Below are 17,080 nucleotides of genomic sequence, written 5' to 3' on the forward strand. Positions count from 1 at the left end.
CACAGCTCAGCGTGCGGTGGCGCCAGCGGTGTGGCCGTGCGTCGCATTATGGCTGGCGAGCCCGGGGCTTTACGTGTAAAGTCCGGTCCGCCAATATCTGCCTGGAGAGTCCCCTTGAGCCTGTGCCTTCAAGCCCGCAAGCTTGCCTGCGAACGCGACGATCGCTGGCTGTTTACCGATCTTGACGTGGATATCAAAAGCGGTGAAATCGTACGGGTGGAAGGGCCCAACGGCTGTGGCAAAACGACGCTGCTGAAGATTCTCGCCGGCCAGCTGAGTGACCATGAAGGAACGCTTTTCTGGAACGGTCGCCCCTTGCGCGAGATGCGCGATGCCTTTCTGGCCAACCTGCTGTATCTGGGGCATTCGCCGGGGGTCAAGGCAGGGCTTTCAGCGCTGGAAAACCTGGCCTGGTACCAGGCTTTGGGCGGCGAGCGTGGCGGCGAGGAAGACCGCCTTGAGGCGCTGGCGCGCGTGGGACTGAAAGGCTTTGAGGACGTGCCCGCCGGGCAGCTTTCTGCCGGCCAGCAGCGCCGGGTGGCGCTGGCACGGCTGACGCTGACGCCGCGCGCGCTGTGGGTGCTCGATGAGCCGTTTACCGCCATTGACCGCGACGGCGTGGCGGCGCTGGAGGCCGCACTTGACGAGCATGCCCGGGCCGGGGGCTGTGTGATTGTGACCACCCACCACGAGCTGGCAGCATCCCCCCGGCTACGGCGGCTGCCGCTGGGCCAATAAAGGCCGTGCGGTATAAAACGCGGCAAGCAACGAGGCGCCAAGCAATGGACAAGGCCATGGCAAACGAAACAGAAACGGCGGCAAACGCCTGGCAGCCTGCCGGGGGCAGCGTGGGGGTTGCGCTTGGGGCGACGCTCAAGCGCGATCTGGTGCTGATGCTGCGCAGCCGCGGCGAGGTGATCAACCCGCTGGTGTTCTTTGCTCTGGTGATTACGCTGTTTCCCATCGGTATCTCGCCGGATCCGGATCTTTTGCAGCGCATCGCACCGGGCCTTTTGTGGGTGGCATCGCTCCTTGCCGCGCTGCTGTCGCTGGATAGCCTGTTTCGCGGCGATTTTGACGACGGCAGTCTGGAACAGCTGCTGCTTGCCCCGCAGCCGCTGGCCGCGCTGGCGCTGGCCAAGGTGGCGGTGCACTGGCTGTTGACCGGGCTGCCGCTTGCGCTGATGGCGCCGCTTTTGGGCATCATGCTTTCGCTGCCGGCGGGAAGCTACGGCGTGCTGGCGCTGTCGCTGGCGTTGGGCAGTGCCAGCCTGAGCGTGATTGGCGCCATTGGCGCGGCGCTGACGGTGGGGCTTTCCCGGGGCGGCGTGCTGCTTTCGCTTCTGGTACTGCCGCTTTATATTCCCGTGCTCATCTTTGGCGCCGGGGCCGTACAGGCCGCGATCATGGGCGATGGTGCCGGTGCCCATCTGGCTATACTGGGTGCGCTGCTGGCGGCGTCGCTGGCGCTTTCGCCCTGGGCGATTGCCGCTGCGCTGCGCATCAGTCTTAACGGTTGAGGAAAACCACTATGTGGGCGTTTATTCACAAGCTCGGGTCGCCTAAATGGTTTTACGCCATCAGCGCCAAACTGCAGCCCTGGTTCTGGGCCGTAGCCGGGGTGCTGATCATGGCCGGCACCGTATGGGGGCTGGCCTTTGCGCCGGCGGACTATCAGCAGGGCAACAGTTTTCGCATTATCTATATCCACGTGCCGGCGGCGTTTTTGGCCCAGTCGGTGTTTATCAGCATGGCCGCCGCCGGGCTGGTGTTTATGGTCTGGAAGATCAAGATTGCCGATATGGCGGCCAAGGTGATGGCGCCTTTCGGGGCTGCCATGACGTTTGTGGCGCTTTTTTCCGGTGCGGTGTGGGGCGTGCCTACCTGGGGGACCTGGTGGATGTGGGATGCCCGGCTGACATCCATGCTGATTTTGCTGTTTTTGTACCTTGGCGTGATTGCCCTGCGCGGCGCGTTTTCCAGCCGTGACGGCGGCGCCCGGGCCGCCTCGGTGCTGGCCATGGTCGGCGTTATCAACATCCCGGTCATCAAATATTCGGTGGACTGGTGGTATACCCTGCATCAGCCGGCCACCTTCAGCGTCACCTCCAAGCCGGCAATGCCTGTGGATATGTGGCTGCCCCTGCTGGTGATGGTGGTAGGGTTTTACAGCTTTTTTATCGCCTTGACGCTGATGCGCACGCGCAGCGAAATTCTGCGCCGGGAGTTTCGCAAGCGCTGGGTAAAAGACATGTTCCGGGAGGCACGCTAGATGGCGTTTACATCGTTTGCGGACTTTATCGCCATGGGCGGCCATGCGCCTTATGTGTGGTCGGCCTGGGGCGTTACGCTGTTTCTTCTGCTGGCGTCGGTGTGGCATGCACGCCTTGAGCGTCGCCAGCTCATCAAGGGCCTGAAGCGCCGCGACCGGCGCGAGCAGACGCATCAGGACAACGCAGCAGTGGCGGGAAACGCAGCTGCCGGGGGAGGTCATCATGACACCTAAACGCAAGCAGAAACTTTATGTCATTGTCGGCCTGGTTAGCCTGACCGCGGTGGCCGTGGGGCTGACGCTGTATGCGCTGCGCAGCAATATCAACCTGTTTTTCAGCCCGGTGGAAATCGCCCAGGGCAAAGCACCGTTCGAACGCCAGATTCGCGCCGGCGGCATGGTCAAGGAAGGCAGCGTGGCGCGCGATCCGGAAAGCCTGAACGTTGAGTTCACCGTGACCGACTACGTCGACGATCTGGACGTGTACTACAGCGGCATCCTGCCGGATCTGTTTCGCGAAGGGCAGGGCGTGGTCGTGGTCGGTGAGCTGCAAAAGGGCGGGCGCCTTCGCGCCGATCAGGTGCTGGCCCGCCACGATGAAAACTACATGCCGCCGGAGGTAGCCGACGCGCTGGAAGACGCCGGCTATCAGCCGTCGGATTTTGCCGAAAAGGCCGCCGATTCGGCCGCGGGTGAATAGCATGGGAGTGACCAACGCTTTCGCCGCTGTGCTTGCCCTTCGACTCGCAGCCGTGCCCGCAGCTGCAGCCGCTTTATCGGAGTCCCCATGTTGACCAAGATGATTCCCGAAATTGGCCACTTTGCGCTGATTATTGCGCTGTTGATGGCCATCATTCAGGCCGTGGTGCCGCTGGCCGGCGCGGCGACCCGGCGGCCGCTGTGGATGGCCTTTGACCGTCCAATGGCCGCCGGGCAGTTTGTTTTTCTGGCGATTGCCTACGCCTGCCTGACGGCCAGCTATATGGCCGACGACTTCAGCGTGGCCACCGTGGCCAACAACTCCAACTCGCTGCTGCCGTGGTACTACAAGCTCAGCGCGGTGTGGGGCAACCACGAAGGCTCGGTACTGCTGTGGAGTTTGATGCTGTCGGCCTGGGGCCTTTTGGCCTCGCTGTGGTCGCGCAGGCTGCCGCGCGACATGGTGGCCCGAGTGACCGGCATTCTGGGGCTGATCGGCGCCGGCTTTTTGCTGTTCGTGCTGGTGACCTCCAACCCTTTTGCACGTCTTCTGCCCAACATGCCCGAAGACGGCACCGATCTTAACCCGCTGCTCCAGGACTTCGGCCTTGTCGTGCACCCGCCGATGCTCTATATGGGCTACGTCGGCTTTTCGGTGGTGTTTGCCTTTGCCATTGCCGCGCTTTTGGGCGGCCGGCTGGACGCCGCCTGGACCCGCTGGGCGCGCCCCTGGACCAACGCCGCCTGGGCGTTTCTCACCGTGGGCATTGCGCTGGGCAGCTGGTGGGCCTACTACGAGCTCGGCTGGGGCGGCTGGTGGTTCTGGGACCCGGTAGAAAACGCATCGCTTCTGCCCTGGCTTGCCGGCACCGCGCTGATCCACTCGCTTGCGGTGACCGAAAAGCGCGGCTCGTTCAAAAGCTGGACGGTGCTTTTGGCCATTGCCACCTTCTCGCTTTCGCTGATGGGCACCTTCCTGGTGCGCTCTGGCGTATTGACCTCGGTGCACGCCTTCGCCAACGACCCCTCGCGGGGCTTGTTTATCCTGGTGCTGCTGGCCATTACGGTGACGCTGTCGCTTTTGGTGTTTGCCCTGCGCGCTCCGCGCGTCAGCCATAAGGTGGGCTTTACCTGGCTGTCCCGGGATTCGCTGCTGCTGGTCAACAACATCCTGCTGGTCATCATGACCGTGACCATCCTGCTGGGCACGCTGTATCCGCTGATTCTTGACGCCCTGGGGCTTGGCAAAATCAGCGTGGGCCCGCCGTACTTCAATTCGCTGTTTGTGCCGCTGACGGCGATCATGAGCCTGTTCATGGGCCTTGGCCCCGTCGCGCGCTGGAAGCAGATGCCGGGTCGCGAGCTGCTCTCCCGGGTGTGGCTTTCCGGCGTCGCCGCGCTGGTGCTGGGGGCGACGATTCCGCTGTTCTACGGGCCCGAGTGGAACGCCAAGGTCATGCTGGGCATGATGCTGGCGCTGTGGATTGTGCTGCCCATGGTGCGCGATATTGTCGCCCGGGTGCGCGCTTCCAGCAGCGTTGGCCGCGGCTTCAAGAAAATTTCGCTGGCCCACTGGGGCATGGTGCTGGGGCATCTGGGCATTGCTGTGACCATGGTCGGCGTGGCCGTGGTGTCCAACGACAACATCGAGCGCAACGTGCGCATGGCGCCCGGCGACTCGGTCGAAATGGCCGGCTACACCTTTACTCTGCAGAACCTGCGCGAACGCCGCGGGCCCAACTATCTGGCCGATACCGCGACCCTGCGCGTCGAGCGTGAAAACGGCACCCACTTCATGATGCGGCCGGAAAAACGCCTGTATCTGGCGACCGGCATGCCCATGACCCAGGTGGCCCTGCGCGCCGGCTTTACCCGCGATCTCTACGTTGCCCTGGGCGAAGACCTGGGTGACGGCAGCTGGGCTGTGCGCCTGCAGTACAAACCGCTGGTGCGCTGGCTGTGGCTGGGTGGGCTGCTCATGGCCGCCGGCGGCGTAATCGCCGTCATCGACAAACGCTACCGCCGCGTGCCGGCGCGGGATCGCCACGCCGAGCGCGCCGGCGCTGCCCCTGCCACCGCGTCTCGGGAGGCCACCGCATGAAGCGCCGACTGCTGCTGTTTTTGCCGCTTATCGCCTTTTTGGGGCTGGCGGCGTTTTTCTACTATCGGCTGGGCATGGACCCGTCGTACCGCGATTCCGCGCTGATTGAGCGGGACTTCCCGGCGTTCAGCGCCTCCACCCTGGAAGATCCGAATCGCACCGTGGATGAAAGCCTGCTCAAAGGCGAAGTCACGCTGGTGAACGTCTGGGGAGAGTGGTGCCCGGCGTGCAAGCAGGAAATGCCCCAGCTGCTGGACCTGGCCGAGCGCGGCATCCGCATGGTGGGCGTGGACTACCGAGATACGCGCGAGAAGGGCAGGCAGTTTCTTGCCGAGTACGGCAATCCCTTCGAGCTGAATATTTTCGACCCCGACGGGGACCTGGGCTTTGATCTGGGCGTCTACGGCGCGCCGGAAACCTTTCTGGTCGACGCCGACGGGGTAATCCGCTACCACCACACGGGCTACATCGCCCCGGAAGACGTGCGCGAGGTGATCGTGCCGGAGGTGAAAAAATGGCGCTGATTCGCTGGCTGCTGTTTGCTTTGCTGCTGACGCTGCCCGCCGCTGCGGTGGCCGTGGGTATCGAAGTGCGCGACTTTGACGATCCGGTGATGCAGGAGCGCTACCGCGACCTCACCGGCTCCATGCGCTGCCCGCTGTGTGAAAATCAGGCGATCGGCGATTCCGACGCGCCCATTTCCGGCGACATGCGCGACCGCGTATACGCGCTGCTGCAGGACGGCAAATCGGATACCGAGATCGTCAATCACATGGTTGACCGCTTCGGCGAGTACATTTTGTACAATCCGCGGCTGGAAAACCGTACCTACCTGCTGTGGGGCATCCCCGTCGCGCTGCTGCTCGCCGGGGCGCTGCTGGTGGCGCTGATTGTCCGCACCCGGCGCAACGCCTCGGCGGCGTCGCTGAGCGCAGACGAGCAGGCCCGCCTGGATGAACTGACTAAGCGCAAGAGGTCTTCATGACGCTGCTGTGGATTGGGTTTGCCGTACTGCTTTTGCTGGCGCTCGGCTTTTTGGCGCTGCCGCTGCGCCAGTCCCGCCGTTTGCACGATACCCTGGTTGATAACGACGCCAACGATACCGCCACCGAGCAGAACGTGGCGATCTTTAACCGCCGGCTGGCCTCTCTTGAGGCCGCCCGCGAGCGGGGCGACGTCAGCCAGACGCAATACGACGAAGATCGCCTGGAGCTGGAGCGCAATCTGCTGGATGACACCCGGCGCCTGTCGCACCGCCCGCTGAAGGCAGCCCGAGCAGGGCGTCTTGCCGTGCCGGCCCTTATGCTGGCCGTGGTGCTGGCAAGCGTGGTCTGGTATCAGCGCCAGGGCGCCGAAGGCGATCTGGCGCTGTACGCCGTGCAGCAGGAGGTGCAAAGCGACCCCGAGGGCTCGCTTGCCATGTATCTGGAACGCATGGAAGCCCAGGCCCAGCGCCAGCCGGATAATCCCAGCGTCTGGGGCGAGCTGTTTCCGCTGTACCGCCAGACCGGCCAGCCGCAAAAAGCCGCCAACGCGCTGGAAAACCTGATTGAGCTGGAAGGCCGGCACCCGTCGCTTCTGGCCCAGCTGGCGCAGATTCGCTTTTTCATGGCGGATCGCAAGCTCACCGCCGAACTGGAGGCGCTGGTCGACGAGATTCGCCAAAAAGACCCGCGCGAGCCCACCATGCTCAGCGTGATGGGGGTTCACGCCTTCGACAACGGTAACTACAAAGCGGCCATCGACCGCTGGCGCCGGGCCGCTGCCAACCTGCAAAACCCGGAGACCGTGCAGTCGCTTAAACAGGGCATCAAGGTCGCCCAGCAGCGCCTGGGCATCGAACCGGACGCCGTCGAGCCGGGGCAGGGCGTGAAAGTACGCGTCGCCCTGGACGAGGCGCTGCGTGATCGAGTCCCCGGCGATGCCACCGTGTTTGTTACCGCCCGGGACCTGGAAGGTGAGAAGCCGCCGCTGGCGGTCAAGCGCACCACCGTGGCCGCGCTGCCTGAAACGGTGACGCTAAGTGAGCGCGACGCCATGTCGCCGCAGGCCTCCATGGCCGATACCGATCGCGTACGGCTTGTGGTGCGCGTCTCGCCCTCGGGCCAGGCCACCCCGCAGCCGGGGGATCTGTTTGGCGATGTTGACAAGGTGGCCGTAGGCGCGCTTGAAGGCAGCGACGCCGTTGACGTCCGTGTCAACCGCGTCTTCGAGTAAGCCCTGCCGGCATGCGTTTAACGGCCATTCATCTGGCCGGGTTTAAATCTTTTGTAGACCCGGTCAGCGTCCCCTTCGACGGCAACATGACCGCCATTGTCGGCCCCAACGGCTGCGGCAAGTCGAACATCATCGACGCGGTGCGCTGGGTCATGGGCGAATCCTCGGCCAAGACCCTGCGCGGCGAATCCATGGCCGATGTGATCTTCAACGGCTCCACCGGGCGCAAGCCCGTAAGCCAGGCCTCCATCGAGCTCAAGTTCGACAACCGCGACGGCGCCATGGGCGGCATGTACGCCCAGTACGCTGAAATCGCAGTCAAGCGCCAGGTCAGCCGGGACGGCCAGTCGGCCTACTTCTTCAACGGCCAGAAATGCCGCCGCCGCGACATTGCCGATCTGTTCATGGGCACCGGGCTTGGCCCGCGCTCCTACGCCATCATCGGCCAGGGCATGATTTCTCGGCTGATCGAGGCGCGTCCCGACGATCTGCGTGCGACCCTTGAAGAAGCGGCAGGGATTGCCAAATACAAAGAGCGCCGGCGGGAAACCGAAAACCGCATGCGCCGCACCCAGGAAAACCTCGACCGCCTCGACGACATCCGCGAAGAGCTGGATAAACAGCTCGAACGCTTGAAGCGCCAGGCCGAGGCGGCCAAGCGCTACCAGACCCTCAAACAGCAGGAGCACCGCCTGAAAGGCGAACTGGCGCTGCTGCGTGGCCGGGCCCTGCGCGCCGAGCAGAGCCATCAGGAAAGCCGGGTGCGCGAGCTGGAAACCGCCGTGGAGAAAGACCTCTTCGGCGTGCGCCAGTGCGAAACCCGCCTTGAGCAGACGCGCGAGCACCACGATGAGCTAAGTGAGGTGCTCGACCGCCACCAGCAGGCGTTTTACGCCACCACCACCCGCATTGCCCGCATCGAGCAGGACCAGAGCCACCGTAAAAGCCGCCGGGCGCAGCTGGCCGCCGACATCGACGCGGCCCGCCGGGAGCGCGACGAACAGCGCCGGATCAGCGAAAGCGACGGCGAGCGCCTGGCCGCCATCGACGAGCGTTTGGAAACGCTCTTGCCGGATATGGAGGCGCTGGAAGAACAGCTGGCGCAGCTCGACGCCGAGCTGAGCGATGCCGCCCCGGCGCTGGAAGCGGCAGAGCAGGCCCGAAACGCCGCCGACGAAAGCTGGCGCGAGGCCAGCCGTGACGCCGAGCGCGGTCAGGATCAGCTGCGCGATCTGGAGCAGCGCATCCAGCGCCTGCGCGCCGAGCGCGACCGCCGCCGCGGCCAGCGCAGCGACATGGACGACCTGGCCGAGCTTGAGGCCCGCCACGCCGAGCTTCAGGCCACGCTGGAAGACGCCGAACGCGAAGCGAAGCGCCTGGCTGCGCAGCGCGAACACGACCGGGAAGCCCTGGCCCGCACCCGGGAAGAACAAAGCGCACAGGGTCGGCGCCGAGACGAGGCCCGCGCCGCGCTCAGCCGCATGGAAGGCGAGCAGACCTCCTTGAAAACGCTGATGGACGCCGCCCTTGCCGACCACGACCCGGCGCTGGAAGCGGCCCTGGAACAGCGCGGCCTGGCCGATGCCCCACGGCTTGGCGAAGTGATCGAGGTGGCCCCGGGCTGGGAGGCCGCCGTTTCCTGGCTGCTGTCGCCCTGGCTCAGCGCACGCATGGTTGCCCCCCGGGCGCTGGCCGCGCTGCCCGAGGCGCTGGCCGCTGACTGGTGCCTGCTGGATAACGCCGACGCCCCGGCGGCGCCGGGAACCCTGGCCGAAAAGGTGCGCGGCGCGGGCGCGCTGGGCCACTGGCTGGGGCGTATTTACTGTGTGGAGCGTGCCGCCCAGGCCGGCGCGCTGGCGCCCACGCTAGACCGCGTAGAAAGCGTGCTCAGCCCGGACGGCGTGTGGCAGGCGCCGGGGTTTGTGCGCCAGCAGGCCGCAGGCGAGGGCGTGGATGCCCTGCTGGTGACCCGGCGGCGCTACGCCGAGCTTGCCGCGCAGCAGGAAAAGCAAGCGGCGGCGCTGGAGCAGGCGCAGTGCGCGCTCGACGACGGCCGCGAACGCCTCAAAGCGCTGGAAGCCGCCGGGGAAGACCATGCCCGCCGGGAGCGCGAGCACGCCGCCGTTTTGCAGCAGGCAGCCCTGGCCGAACGCAGCCACGCCCAGCGCATCGAACACTTGCAAAGCCGTGCCGCCGAGCTTGACGAAGAGCTTTCCCGGCTCGACGAAGACGACGCCGAACTGACGCTTGCGCTTGAAGAGCAGCGCGAACGCTGGAGCGAGGCCATGGCACGCCTGGAGCAGGCCAGCGAACGCCGTGAAAACGCCCGCGCCGAAAGCCAGCAGCAGCGCGAGCAGCGCCAACGCCTTGAACAGCAGCAGACCCCACTGAAGGTCCGTCAGCAGGAGCGGGCGATCGAGCGCGAGCGGCTGACGGTTGAGCGCGACAGCCTGAACGCCCAGCGCGCGCGCAGCGACGAAGGCGAAGAGCGCCTGGCGCTGCGTATCGCCGAGCTGGAAGAAAGCCTTGAAGCGCTTTTTGAGCCTGACGAGCTGGCCGCCGAGGAGCTCGAAGGGCTTTTGCACCAGCGCGAACAGCAGGAGCGCCGGCTGACCGACATCAAAGATCAGGCCCAGACGCTGGTTGAAGCGCTGCGCCACGACGAGCAGGCCCGGCAGAACCACGAGCGCTGCCTGGAGCAAAACCGCGAGCAGCTTCAGCAGCGGCGCATGGACGCCCAGGCGCTTTCGCTCAAGGCCGCCGCCCAGGAGGCGCAGCTGGCCGAGCTTGAACTCAGCGCCGAGGCGCTGGAAAAGACCCTGCCTGCTGATGCCGACGAGGCCCGCTGGCAGGCCACGCTTGAGGCCACCGCGGACAAGATTCGCCGGCTGGGCGCGATCAACCTGGCCGCCATCGAGGAATACGACCAGCAGGCCGAGCGGCGCGACTATATTGAAGCCCAGCACGACGAGTTGACCGAGGCGCTTGTGACGCTGGAGCGAGCGATTCGGCGGATCGATCAGGAAACCCGCGTGCGCTTCAAGGCCACCTTCGACGAGGTAAACGCCGGGCTGCAGGCGCTGTTTCCCCGGGTGTTCGGCGGCGGCACGGCCTGGCTTACGCTCACCGACGACGACCTGCTGGCCACCGGCGTTGCGATCATGGCGCGCCCGCCGGGTAAGAAAAACACCACCATCCATCTGCTTTCCGGCGGGGAAAAGGCGCTGACCGCACTGTCGCTGGTGTTTGCCATTTTCCAGCTCAATCCTGCACCGTTTTGTATGCTCGATGAGGTAGACGCGCCGCTGGACGATGCCAACGTGGGCCGCTATGCCAAGCTGGTCAAGGAAATGTCAGAGACCGTGCAGTTTATCTATATCACCCACAACAAGATTGCCATGGAGGCCTCGGAGCGGCTCATGGGCGTCACAATGCAAGAGCCCGGCGTCTCGCGTCTGGTCGCGGTAGGCGTCGAAGAGGCCGCAGCGCTTGCCAGTGCCTGACCTTGGCGCAAAAGCCGGGGCCCCAGGTCGGATAGCGTCGGCTCATCCTGTAAGATAGCGGCGAACAACGGGGCTAAAAGCCGCGAAAAAAAGCACGCAAAGGTGAAAAATCGCAAGAACTGGCGCTGCTTATGGCAATCAAGCTATGCTTCAGGTAGAACGGCCGCAACGATACGTCAGGTGCTGTAGCTACATACGGCAATTATTACAACGACGCTTTGCCATCGGCTTATATAGCCGATAAAAGCAGCCGGCTAGAAAACCGGAAAACGACCCATGGAAAGTGCAACATGGAACTAAGAGAGTGGCTCATCATTTTGGGGCTGGCGCTGGTTTCGCTCATCGTCATTGACGGCATTCGCCGGCTTCAACGCCAGCGCCGCGTTCCGCGTCTGGATCAGGCCGAAAGCAGTGCGGCCGGCCGTGATGCCGAACAAGCCTCGCGCGATGCCGAGGTCGACTGGGAGCTGCCCAACGGCGGTGCCCGCGTGACCAAGCCGGCGGATTACACCGGTCTGAGCGAAAAACCGCCGCTGGAGCGCCAAGAGCCCGAGCATCCCGGGCCTTCGCGCGTGCTCGCTGGGTTTCGCCACTCGTCTTCCTCTGCGTCGCGCCGTGAAGCCCGCCCGCACAGTGAGCCTGGGCTGCGCGTGCCTGCCGCCGAAGGCCCGCCCGAGGCAGCGCCGCAGCACTCGGCCCGGGAAGAAACCGCGCCGGCGCATGAAGCCTCGCAGGATGGTACACAGCAGAACGTAGCCGACATGGCGCTACGCGCTGAGGCGGACGACGCCCGAGCGCATCAGGTCAGCCATCGCCCGGCGTCGCGTCGTCAGCTGCGCCGCGATACCGTCGGCGATCATGACGACCGCGATCATAACGACCATGGAGAGTATGGCGACCATGGAGAATATGACGACCATCGAGAGTATGACGACCATAGAGAGCATGACGACGACGAAGCATATCGGCTGGTGGACATCGAAGGCATGAGCCGTTCGGTCAAACAGCGCTTTGTCGAGCGTCGCCGCGCCAAGCAGGAAACCAAAAAGCGTCGCCGGCAGGACAAGGCGCACCGGGCCGAGGTGCGAGCCAAAGAGCAGGCCGAGCGCGAGGCGCACAAGCGCCAGGCCGGCCACGACGCCCAGGCCGAACACGCCCGGCCCGCGGAGCCGGCGCGCCAGGCCGACGCCGCGCACGCCGACAACGCCCCGATCGACCCCCGTCCTGCGGACGATCCGCCGATGGACCCGGTGCTGGAAAAAGCCCTGCGCAACGATATACCCGGCGGCTATGCCCGCAAGACGCTCAGTGCCGCTGACGAAGTGGTCGTTATCAGCGTGATGTCCCGAGAGCCCGAAGGGTTTGACGGCGTACGCCTGCTGAAGCTGCTGATGGCCTGCGGGCTGCGCTATAGCCGCGGTCTTGGCGTTTTTCACCGCTTCGAGACCGAAAGCGAAGACAGCGAGCTGCAGTTTTCCATGGTCAACGTGGTGAAGCCGGGATCGTTTCCCGTGGAAGACGGCGAGCCGTTTACCTGCCCCGGCATCACTTTTCTCATGCCGCTGCCCGGTGCCAAGGACAGCACGACCGCCTTTGAGGCCATGGTGGAGACGGCCATGGTCGTGGTGCGCCATATGGGCGGCGAGCTCAAAGACGAAAATCGCAGCGTGATGACCGCACAAACCATCGAGTTTGCCCGCCAGCGGGTGCACGAGTTTGAGCGCCGACATCGGCTGCACCGCCAGCTGCAGGCGCAGTAGGCCCGCCGCGCAAGGCCCCGGCTACGCACCCGCCGCCAGGCGGGTGTTGTGTTTTATCATGGGGCGCTTGTCTTCGCTTATCCGCCCGAGAGTTTGCCGCCATGCGCCAGTCTGATTTCTCATCGCCGTCTGCTCAGCCGTTGCCCGCCGCCGTGGATGACCAGGCCCGAGCCCTGCGTGCCGCGCTTGACGACGCCAACTATCGCTATTACGTGCTCGATGAGCCGACGCTGACCGACGCCGACTACGACCGCACGCTGCGCCGCCTGCAAACGCTTGAAGCCGAATATCCCGCGCTGGTGACGCCGGACTCGCCCACCCAGCGGGTAGGGGCGCCGCCGGCGGATGGCTTCGCCGAGATTGAGCACGCCGTGCCCATGCTCTCGCTTGCCAACGCCTTTGACCGCGACGAAGTCTTCGCCTTTGCCCAGCGCGTGGCCGAGCGGCTGGAGTGCGAGCCCGACGAGGTAACCTTTACCGCCGAGCCCAAACTCGACGGCGCGGCGGTTTCGCTTGTGTACGAGCGCGGCGAGCTGGTGCGCGGGGCCACCCGCGGCGACGGGCGCACCGGCGAAGACATTACGGCCAATTTGCGCACGCTGCGTTCGGTGCCGCTGGCGCTGCGCGGCGATAGCGTGCCGGCGCTGCTGGAAGTGCGCGGCGAGGTCATCATGCGCCACGCGGGTTTTGAGCGGCTCAACGCCAAGGCGCGTGAGGAGGGCGGCAAGGTGTTTGCCAACCCGCGCAATGCCGCCGCCGGCAGCCTGCGCCAGCTCGACCCAAGCGTTACCGATACCCGGCCGCTGGAATTTCACGCCTATCAAACCGCGCGCATCACGCCGGATTCGGGCGAGGCCAGCCACAGCGAACGGATGGCGCGTCTGGCTGAGCTGGGCTTTCATACCAGCCGCGAGCTTGAGCGGCTCACCGGGCCCCAGGCCGTGGTGGACTATTGCAAGGCGCTGGGCGAGCGCCGCGATACGCTGGGCTTTGACATCGACGGCGTGGTGATCAAGGTCGACAACCTGCGCCAGCAGCGCGAGCTGGGCTTTGTGGCCCGGGCGCCGCGCTGGGCCACGGCCTACAAGTTTCCCGCCCAGGAGGAAACCACCCGCCTTGACGATGTGGAGTTTCAGGTCGGGCGCACCGGCGCGATTACCCCGGTAGCGCGCCTTTCTCCGGTCACCGTGGCCGGCGTTACCGTATCCAACGCCACCTTGCACAACGCCGACGAAATTGCCCGGCTCGACGTGCGCATCGGCGACACCGTGGCGATTCGCCGGGCCGGCGACGTGATTCCCCAGGTGGTGCGGGTCGACGTCGACAAGCGCCCGGCGGATGCGCAGCAGATTGTCTTCCCCGAGCGCTGCCCGGTGTGCGAGGCCGAAGTGGAGCGCCCCGCAGGCGAGGCGGTGGCGCGCTGCTCCGGCGGGCTTTTCTGCCCGGCCCAGCGCAAGGAAGCGCTCAAGCACTTTGCCAGCCGCCGGGCGCTGGACATCGACGGGCTGGGAGAAAAGCTGATTGCCCAGCTGGTGGACAACGACTGGGTGCAAACCCCGGCCGAGCTGTTTGCGCTTACCGCCGAGCAGCTGCAGACGCTGCCGCGTATGGGCGAAAAATCGTCGCAGAACCTGCTGGACGCGCTAAAAGCGGCCAAGGCCACCACCCTGCCGCGTTTTATCTACGCGCTGGGCATCCGCGAGGTGGGCGAAGCTACCGCCGCCGGGCTGGCTGCGCACTTCGGCACCCTGAATGCGCTGGAGAACGCCGATCAGGAAGCGCTTGAGGCCGTGGACGACGTCGGCCCTATCGTGGCCGCTCACGTCCACACGTTTTTCCGCCAGCCGCATAACCGCGAGACCATCCAGGCGCTGCGCGCCGCCGGCGTGCACTGGGACGAGCAGGAAGTTACCGCCGGCCCCACGCCCCTGAAAGGCCAGAGCTGGGTGCTGACCGGCACGCTGGAAAGCATGACCCGGGACGAAGGCAAGGCCCGCCTGCAGGGGCTGGGGGCCAAGGTGGCCGGCAGCGTGTCAAAAAAGACCGCCTGCGTGGTGGCCGGCGAGGCCGCCGGCAGCAAGCTGGAAAAGGCCGAAACGCTGGGCGTTGAGGTGCTCGACGAAGCCGAGTTTATCGCCCGGCTACAAGCGTGGGAAAACGACACGTCGCGCTGAGCGAATCACGATCACGGAGGGCTGCATGAGCCGCTTTATCGAAGTGCCGGCGCGGATGCTGCCGGCGGATACGCTGACCGCGCTGCTGGAGGCGTTTGTGACGCGGCAGGGCTATGACACCACCGACACCACCGGCGCGGGCATGGCCGGCTGGGTAAACGAAGTTAAACAGCAGCTGGAACGCGGCGAGCTATTGATCGCCCACGACCTTGAGCTGGAGATGACTGAGGTGATGACGCTTGAGCAGTGGCGCACGTTTGGCCGGGATATCGCCGACGACGAAGAAGAAGGCGATATCTAGCCTTTTACGGCTGCTAACCGCTTTCTTCGCCGCGTATTAGCGCGCGGATCAGCCGCCGGCCGGGGTGCAGGTGGTCCGCCAGCGGCCCCTCCACCGGCAACGGCTCGTCGCACAGGCGCGAGGCGATCACCTCGGCGCACAGCGGCGCGCTTGAAAGCCCGCGCGAGCCGTGGGCGGCGCTGATCCAAAGCCCCGGGTGGTGCCGGCCGGGCGTGTCGAACGTGCGGGTAGCGTCCTTGTTAAGCGCCGCGTAGTCCGCCGCCCAGGCGGCGGCGTCCGGCACCGGGCCGGCGTAGGGGGTTTTGTCCGGGCTGGCCGCGCGAACGCCGGCTCGGCCCTGCATTTGCGCGGGGTCAAGCTCGGCGCCGGCCGCCTTAAGCCGGCGATACAGCGCGGGCAGCATCTTTTCCAGCTCGGTGAGGTTGTGGGCGTGGTCGGCCTCGCGCAGTGCGGTATCCGTGTCGCGGGGCACAAAGCTTGCGCCGACGGTGAGCACGCCGTTCAGCGCCGGCGGGGCGTAGCCGCCGGCACATACTACGCGTTCGGGGCCCGCTACGCCTGCAGGCAGCGGAATTTCGCTGATTTGGCCGCGCACCGGCTGCAGCGCCAGCTCGCGGGTTTGGGCAAAGCGATTGGCCCGGTGCGCGCTGGCAATGACCAGCTGATCGGCGGCAAGCGTTCGGCCGTCGGCGAGTATCACCTGCCAGCCGTTTTCGCTGTTTTCCAAGCGCTCCAGACGTTCGGCCTCGCCTTGAATGAGCGTGATAGTGGGATGTTCCAGCAGACGCTTGCACAGCGCAGCCGGGCGCACCCAGCCGGCCTGCGGGTACAAAAGCCCCTGTTCGCCGGCGACATCCAGGCCGGCCTCGCCGCGTAAATCGCTCTGTTTGCGCTGGCCGACCAGCGCCGCGGGCAGCGGGTGATGCATCGCAAAGCGTTGCTGGCGTGCGGCTTCCTTTTCGCCCAGCGCCAGCTGCAGCACGCCGCTTGGCTGCCACAGCGTGCCGCCGGGATCGACGTTTTCCATAAAGCGGCGGCTATACATCAGCCCGGCCAGATAAAAGCGGCTTTGCAGGTTGGTGTCGGCGGCGAGCTTGACGTACAGCGCGCCCTGACGGTTGCCCGAGCCGCCGGCGGCCGGCGCGTTTTTGTCTACCACGGTGACGGCCACGCCGCGCCGAGCGAGGGCCTCGGCGACGCAGGCCCCGGCGATTCCCGCGCCGATGACGATGGCGCTTTTTGCCGGCCCGGCGGCCGGCGGGGTAAACCAGGGCGTAGCCTGGCGCCGGGTATCATCGGGCGGGGCGTCGATGTGGCCGGCGAGCATCTCGCGCTTGCGCCCGAAGCCCGGCACTTTCTGCCAGTGAAAGCCTGCCGCCGCCAGGCCGCGCTTGACCACGCCCGCGCAGGTAAAGGTGGCAAAGGTGGCGTTCGGGCGCGAGCGTGCGGCCATGGCGGCAAACAGCGCCGGGTGCCACATCTCGGGGTTTTGCGCCGGGGCAAAGCCGTCAAGAAACCAGGCATCGACCCTGCCGTCCAGCAGCGCCAGGCGTTCGCAGGCGTCGCCGAAGTGCAGGTCGAGAATAACCCGGTCGCCGAGCTGCAGCCGATGGACGCCGCTCACCGCTTCCGGCCACTGACGGCAGAGCGACTCGGCTTCAGCGGCGAGATCCGGCCAGGCGCTCAGCGCCCGGGCCAGGCTTTCGCCGTTCAGCGGGTATTTTTCCGTGGAAACCAGGTGCAGCCGGGCCTCGGGCGGGGCGTGGTGGGCAAAGCACGCCCAGGCGCAGAGCATGTTCAGCCCGGTGCCAAAGCCGGTTTCGCCGATGACAAAGGGGCGCGGCTCGCGCCAGGCGGCAAAGCGCTCGGGTAGGCGGTTGGCGTGGATAAACACGTGCTCGGTTTCTGCGCGCCCATCCTGGCGGGAAAAATACACGTCGTCAAAGGCGTGAGAGTGCGGCGCGCCGTTTTCCCAGCCCAGCGTCGGGGCCGGCAGCGCTTCGAGCGCGGGCAAGGGAGAAAAGCGCGATTCGCCGTTTGCGTGGGTCACGAA

General features: G+C 65.8%; 14 protein-coding genes. 13 read left to right on the forward strand and 1 reads right to left on the reverse strand.

Annotated elements, in window-relative coordinates; genetic code table 11:
• Nucleotides 1-48 precede the first annotated feature (48 nt).
• From ccmA to ABD654_RS04330, 13 genes are all read left to right on the forward strand, one after another.
• Nucleotides 49-738, forward strand: a complete 690-nt coding sequence (gene ccmA, locus ABD654_RS04270; RefSeq protein ID WP_425552726.1) for a cytochrome c biogenesis heme-transporting ATPase CcmA — start codon at nt 49-51, stop codon at nt 736-738.
• A gap of 56 nt (nt 739-794) precedes the next feature.
• Nucleotides 795-1,520, forward strand: coding sequence for a heme exporter protein CcmB (gene ccmB / locus ABD654_RS04275; protein WP_344702586.1), 726 nt, complete (start codon nt 795-797; stop codon nt 1,518-1,520).
• Between the two features lie 11 nt (nt 1,521-1,531).
• Nucleotides 1,532-2,272, forward strand: coding sequence for a heme ABC transporter permease (locus tag ABD654_RS04280; protein WP_344702588.1), 741 nt, complete (start codon nt 1,532-1,534; stop codon nt 2,270-2,272).
• Nucleotides 2,273-2,506 carry a heme exporter protein CcmD gene (gene ccmD / locus ABD654_RS04285; protein WP_344702590.1) on the forward strand — a complete coding sequence of 78 codons (234 nt, stop codon included), beginning with the start codon at nt 2,273-2,275 and terminating at the stop codon, nt 2,504-2,506.
• Nucleotides 2,496-2,972, forward strand: a complete 477-nt coding sequence (gene ccmE, locus ABD654_RS04290) for a cytochrome c maturation protein CcmE (protein ID WP_344702592.1) — start codon at nt 2,496-2,498, stop codon at nt 2,970-2,972. Before ccmD ends, ccmE begins: the two co-directional genes overlap by 11 nt.
• Nucleotides 2,973-3,059: 87 nt before the next feature.
• Nucleotides 3,060-5,072, forward strand: a complete 2,013-nt coding sequence (locus ABD654_RS04295) for a heme lyase CcmF/NrfE family subunit (protein ID WP_344702594.1) — start codon at nt 3,060-3,062, stop codon at nt 5,070-5,072.
• Complete coding sequence (locus tag ABD654_RS04300) at nt 5,069-5,596, forward strand: DsbE family thiol:disulfide interchange protein (RefSeq protein ID WP_344702596.1); 528 nt, start codon at nt 5,069-5,071, stop codon at nt 5,594-5,596. Before ABD654_RS04295 ends, ABD654_RS04300 begins: the two co-directional genes overlap by 4 nt.
• Complete coding sequence (locus ABD654_RS04305) at nt 5,587-6,057, forward strand: cytochrome c-type biogenesis protein (RefSeq protein WP_344702598.1); 471 nt, start codon at nt 5,587-5,589, stop codon at nt 6,055-6,057. Before ABD654_RS04300 ends, ABD654_RS04305 begins: the two co-directional genes overlap by 10 nt.
• A complete protein-coding gene (gene ccmI, locus ABD654_RS04310) occupies nt 6,054-7,289 on the forward strand; it encodes a c-type cytochrome biogenesis protein CcmI (protein ID WP_344702600.1) in 1,236 nt (411 codons plus the stop codon). Before ABD654_RS04305 ends, ccmI begins: the two co-directional genes overlap by 4 nt.
• Before the next feature lie 11 nt (nt 7,290-7,300).
• The gene (gene smc / locus ABD654_RS04315; protein ID WP_344702603.1) at nt 7,301-10,792 is read left to right on the forward strand and encodes a chromosome segregation protein SMC; all 3,492 of its coding nucleotides are present in this window, start codon (nt 7,301-7,303) and stop codon (nt 10,790-10,792) included.
• Between the two features lie 290 nt (nt 10,793-11,082).
• Entirely contained in the window at nt 11,083-12,552 is a 1,470-nt protein-coding gene (locus tag ABD654_RS04320; protein ID WP_344702605.1) for a cell division protein ZipA, read from the forward strand.
• 101 nt (nt 12,553-12,653) lie between these two features.
• The gene (gene ligA, locus ABD654_RS04325) at nt 12,654-14,726 is read left to right on the forward strand and encodes an NAD-dependent DNA ligase LigA (RefSeq protein ID WP_344702607.1); all 2,073 of its coding nucleotides are present in this window, start codon (nt 12,654-12,656) and stop codon (nt 14,724-14,726) included.
• Nucleotides 14,727-14,751: 25 nt separating this feature from the next.
• Nucleotides 14,752-15,027: a YheU family protein gene (locus ABD654_RS04330; RefSeq protein ID WP_344702609.1), complete on the forward strand. Its 276-nt coding sequence runs from the start codon at nt 14,752-14,754 to the stop codon at nt 15,025-15,027.
• Between the two features lie 13 nt (nt 15,028-15,040).
• Here ABD654_RS04330 and mnmC read toward each other — a convergent pair whose 3' ends face one another.
• Complete coding sequence (gene mnmC, locus ABD654_RS04335; RefSeq protein WP_344702611.1) at nt 15,041-17,077, reverse strand: bifunctional tRNA (5-methylaminomethyl-2-thiouridine)(34)-methyltransferase MnmC2/FAD-dependent 5-carboxymethylaminomethyl-2-thiouridine(34) oxidoreductase MnmC1; 2,037 nt, start codon at nt 17,075-17,077, stop codon at nt 15,041-15,043.
• Between the last annotated feature and the right edge of the window lie 3 nt (nt 17,078-17,080).

Source organism: Halomonas cibimaris, from assembly GCF_039537045.1.
GTDB lineage: Bacteria > Pseudomonadota > Gammaproteobacteria > Pseudomonadales > Halomonadaceae > Vreelandella > Vreelandella cibimaris.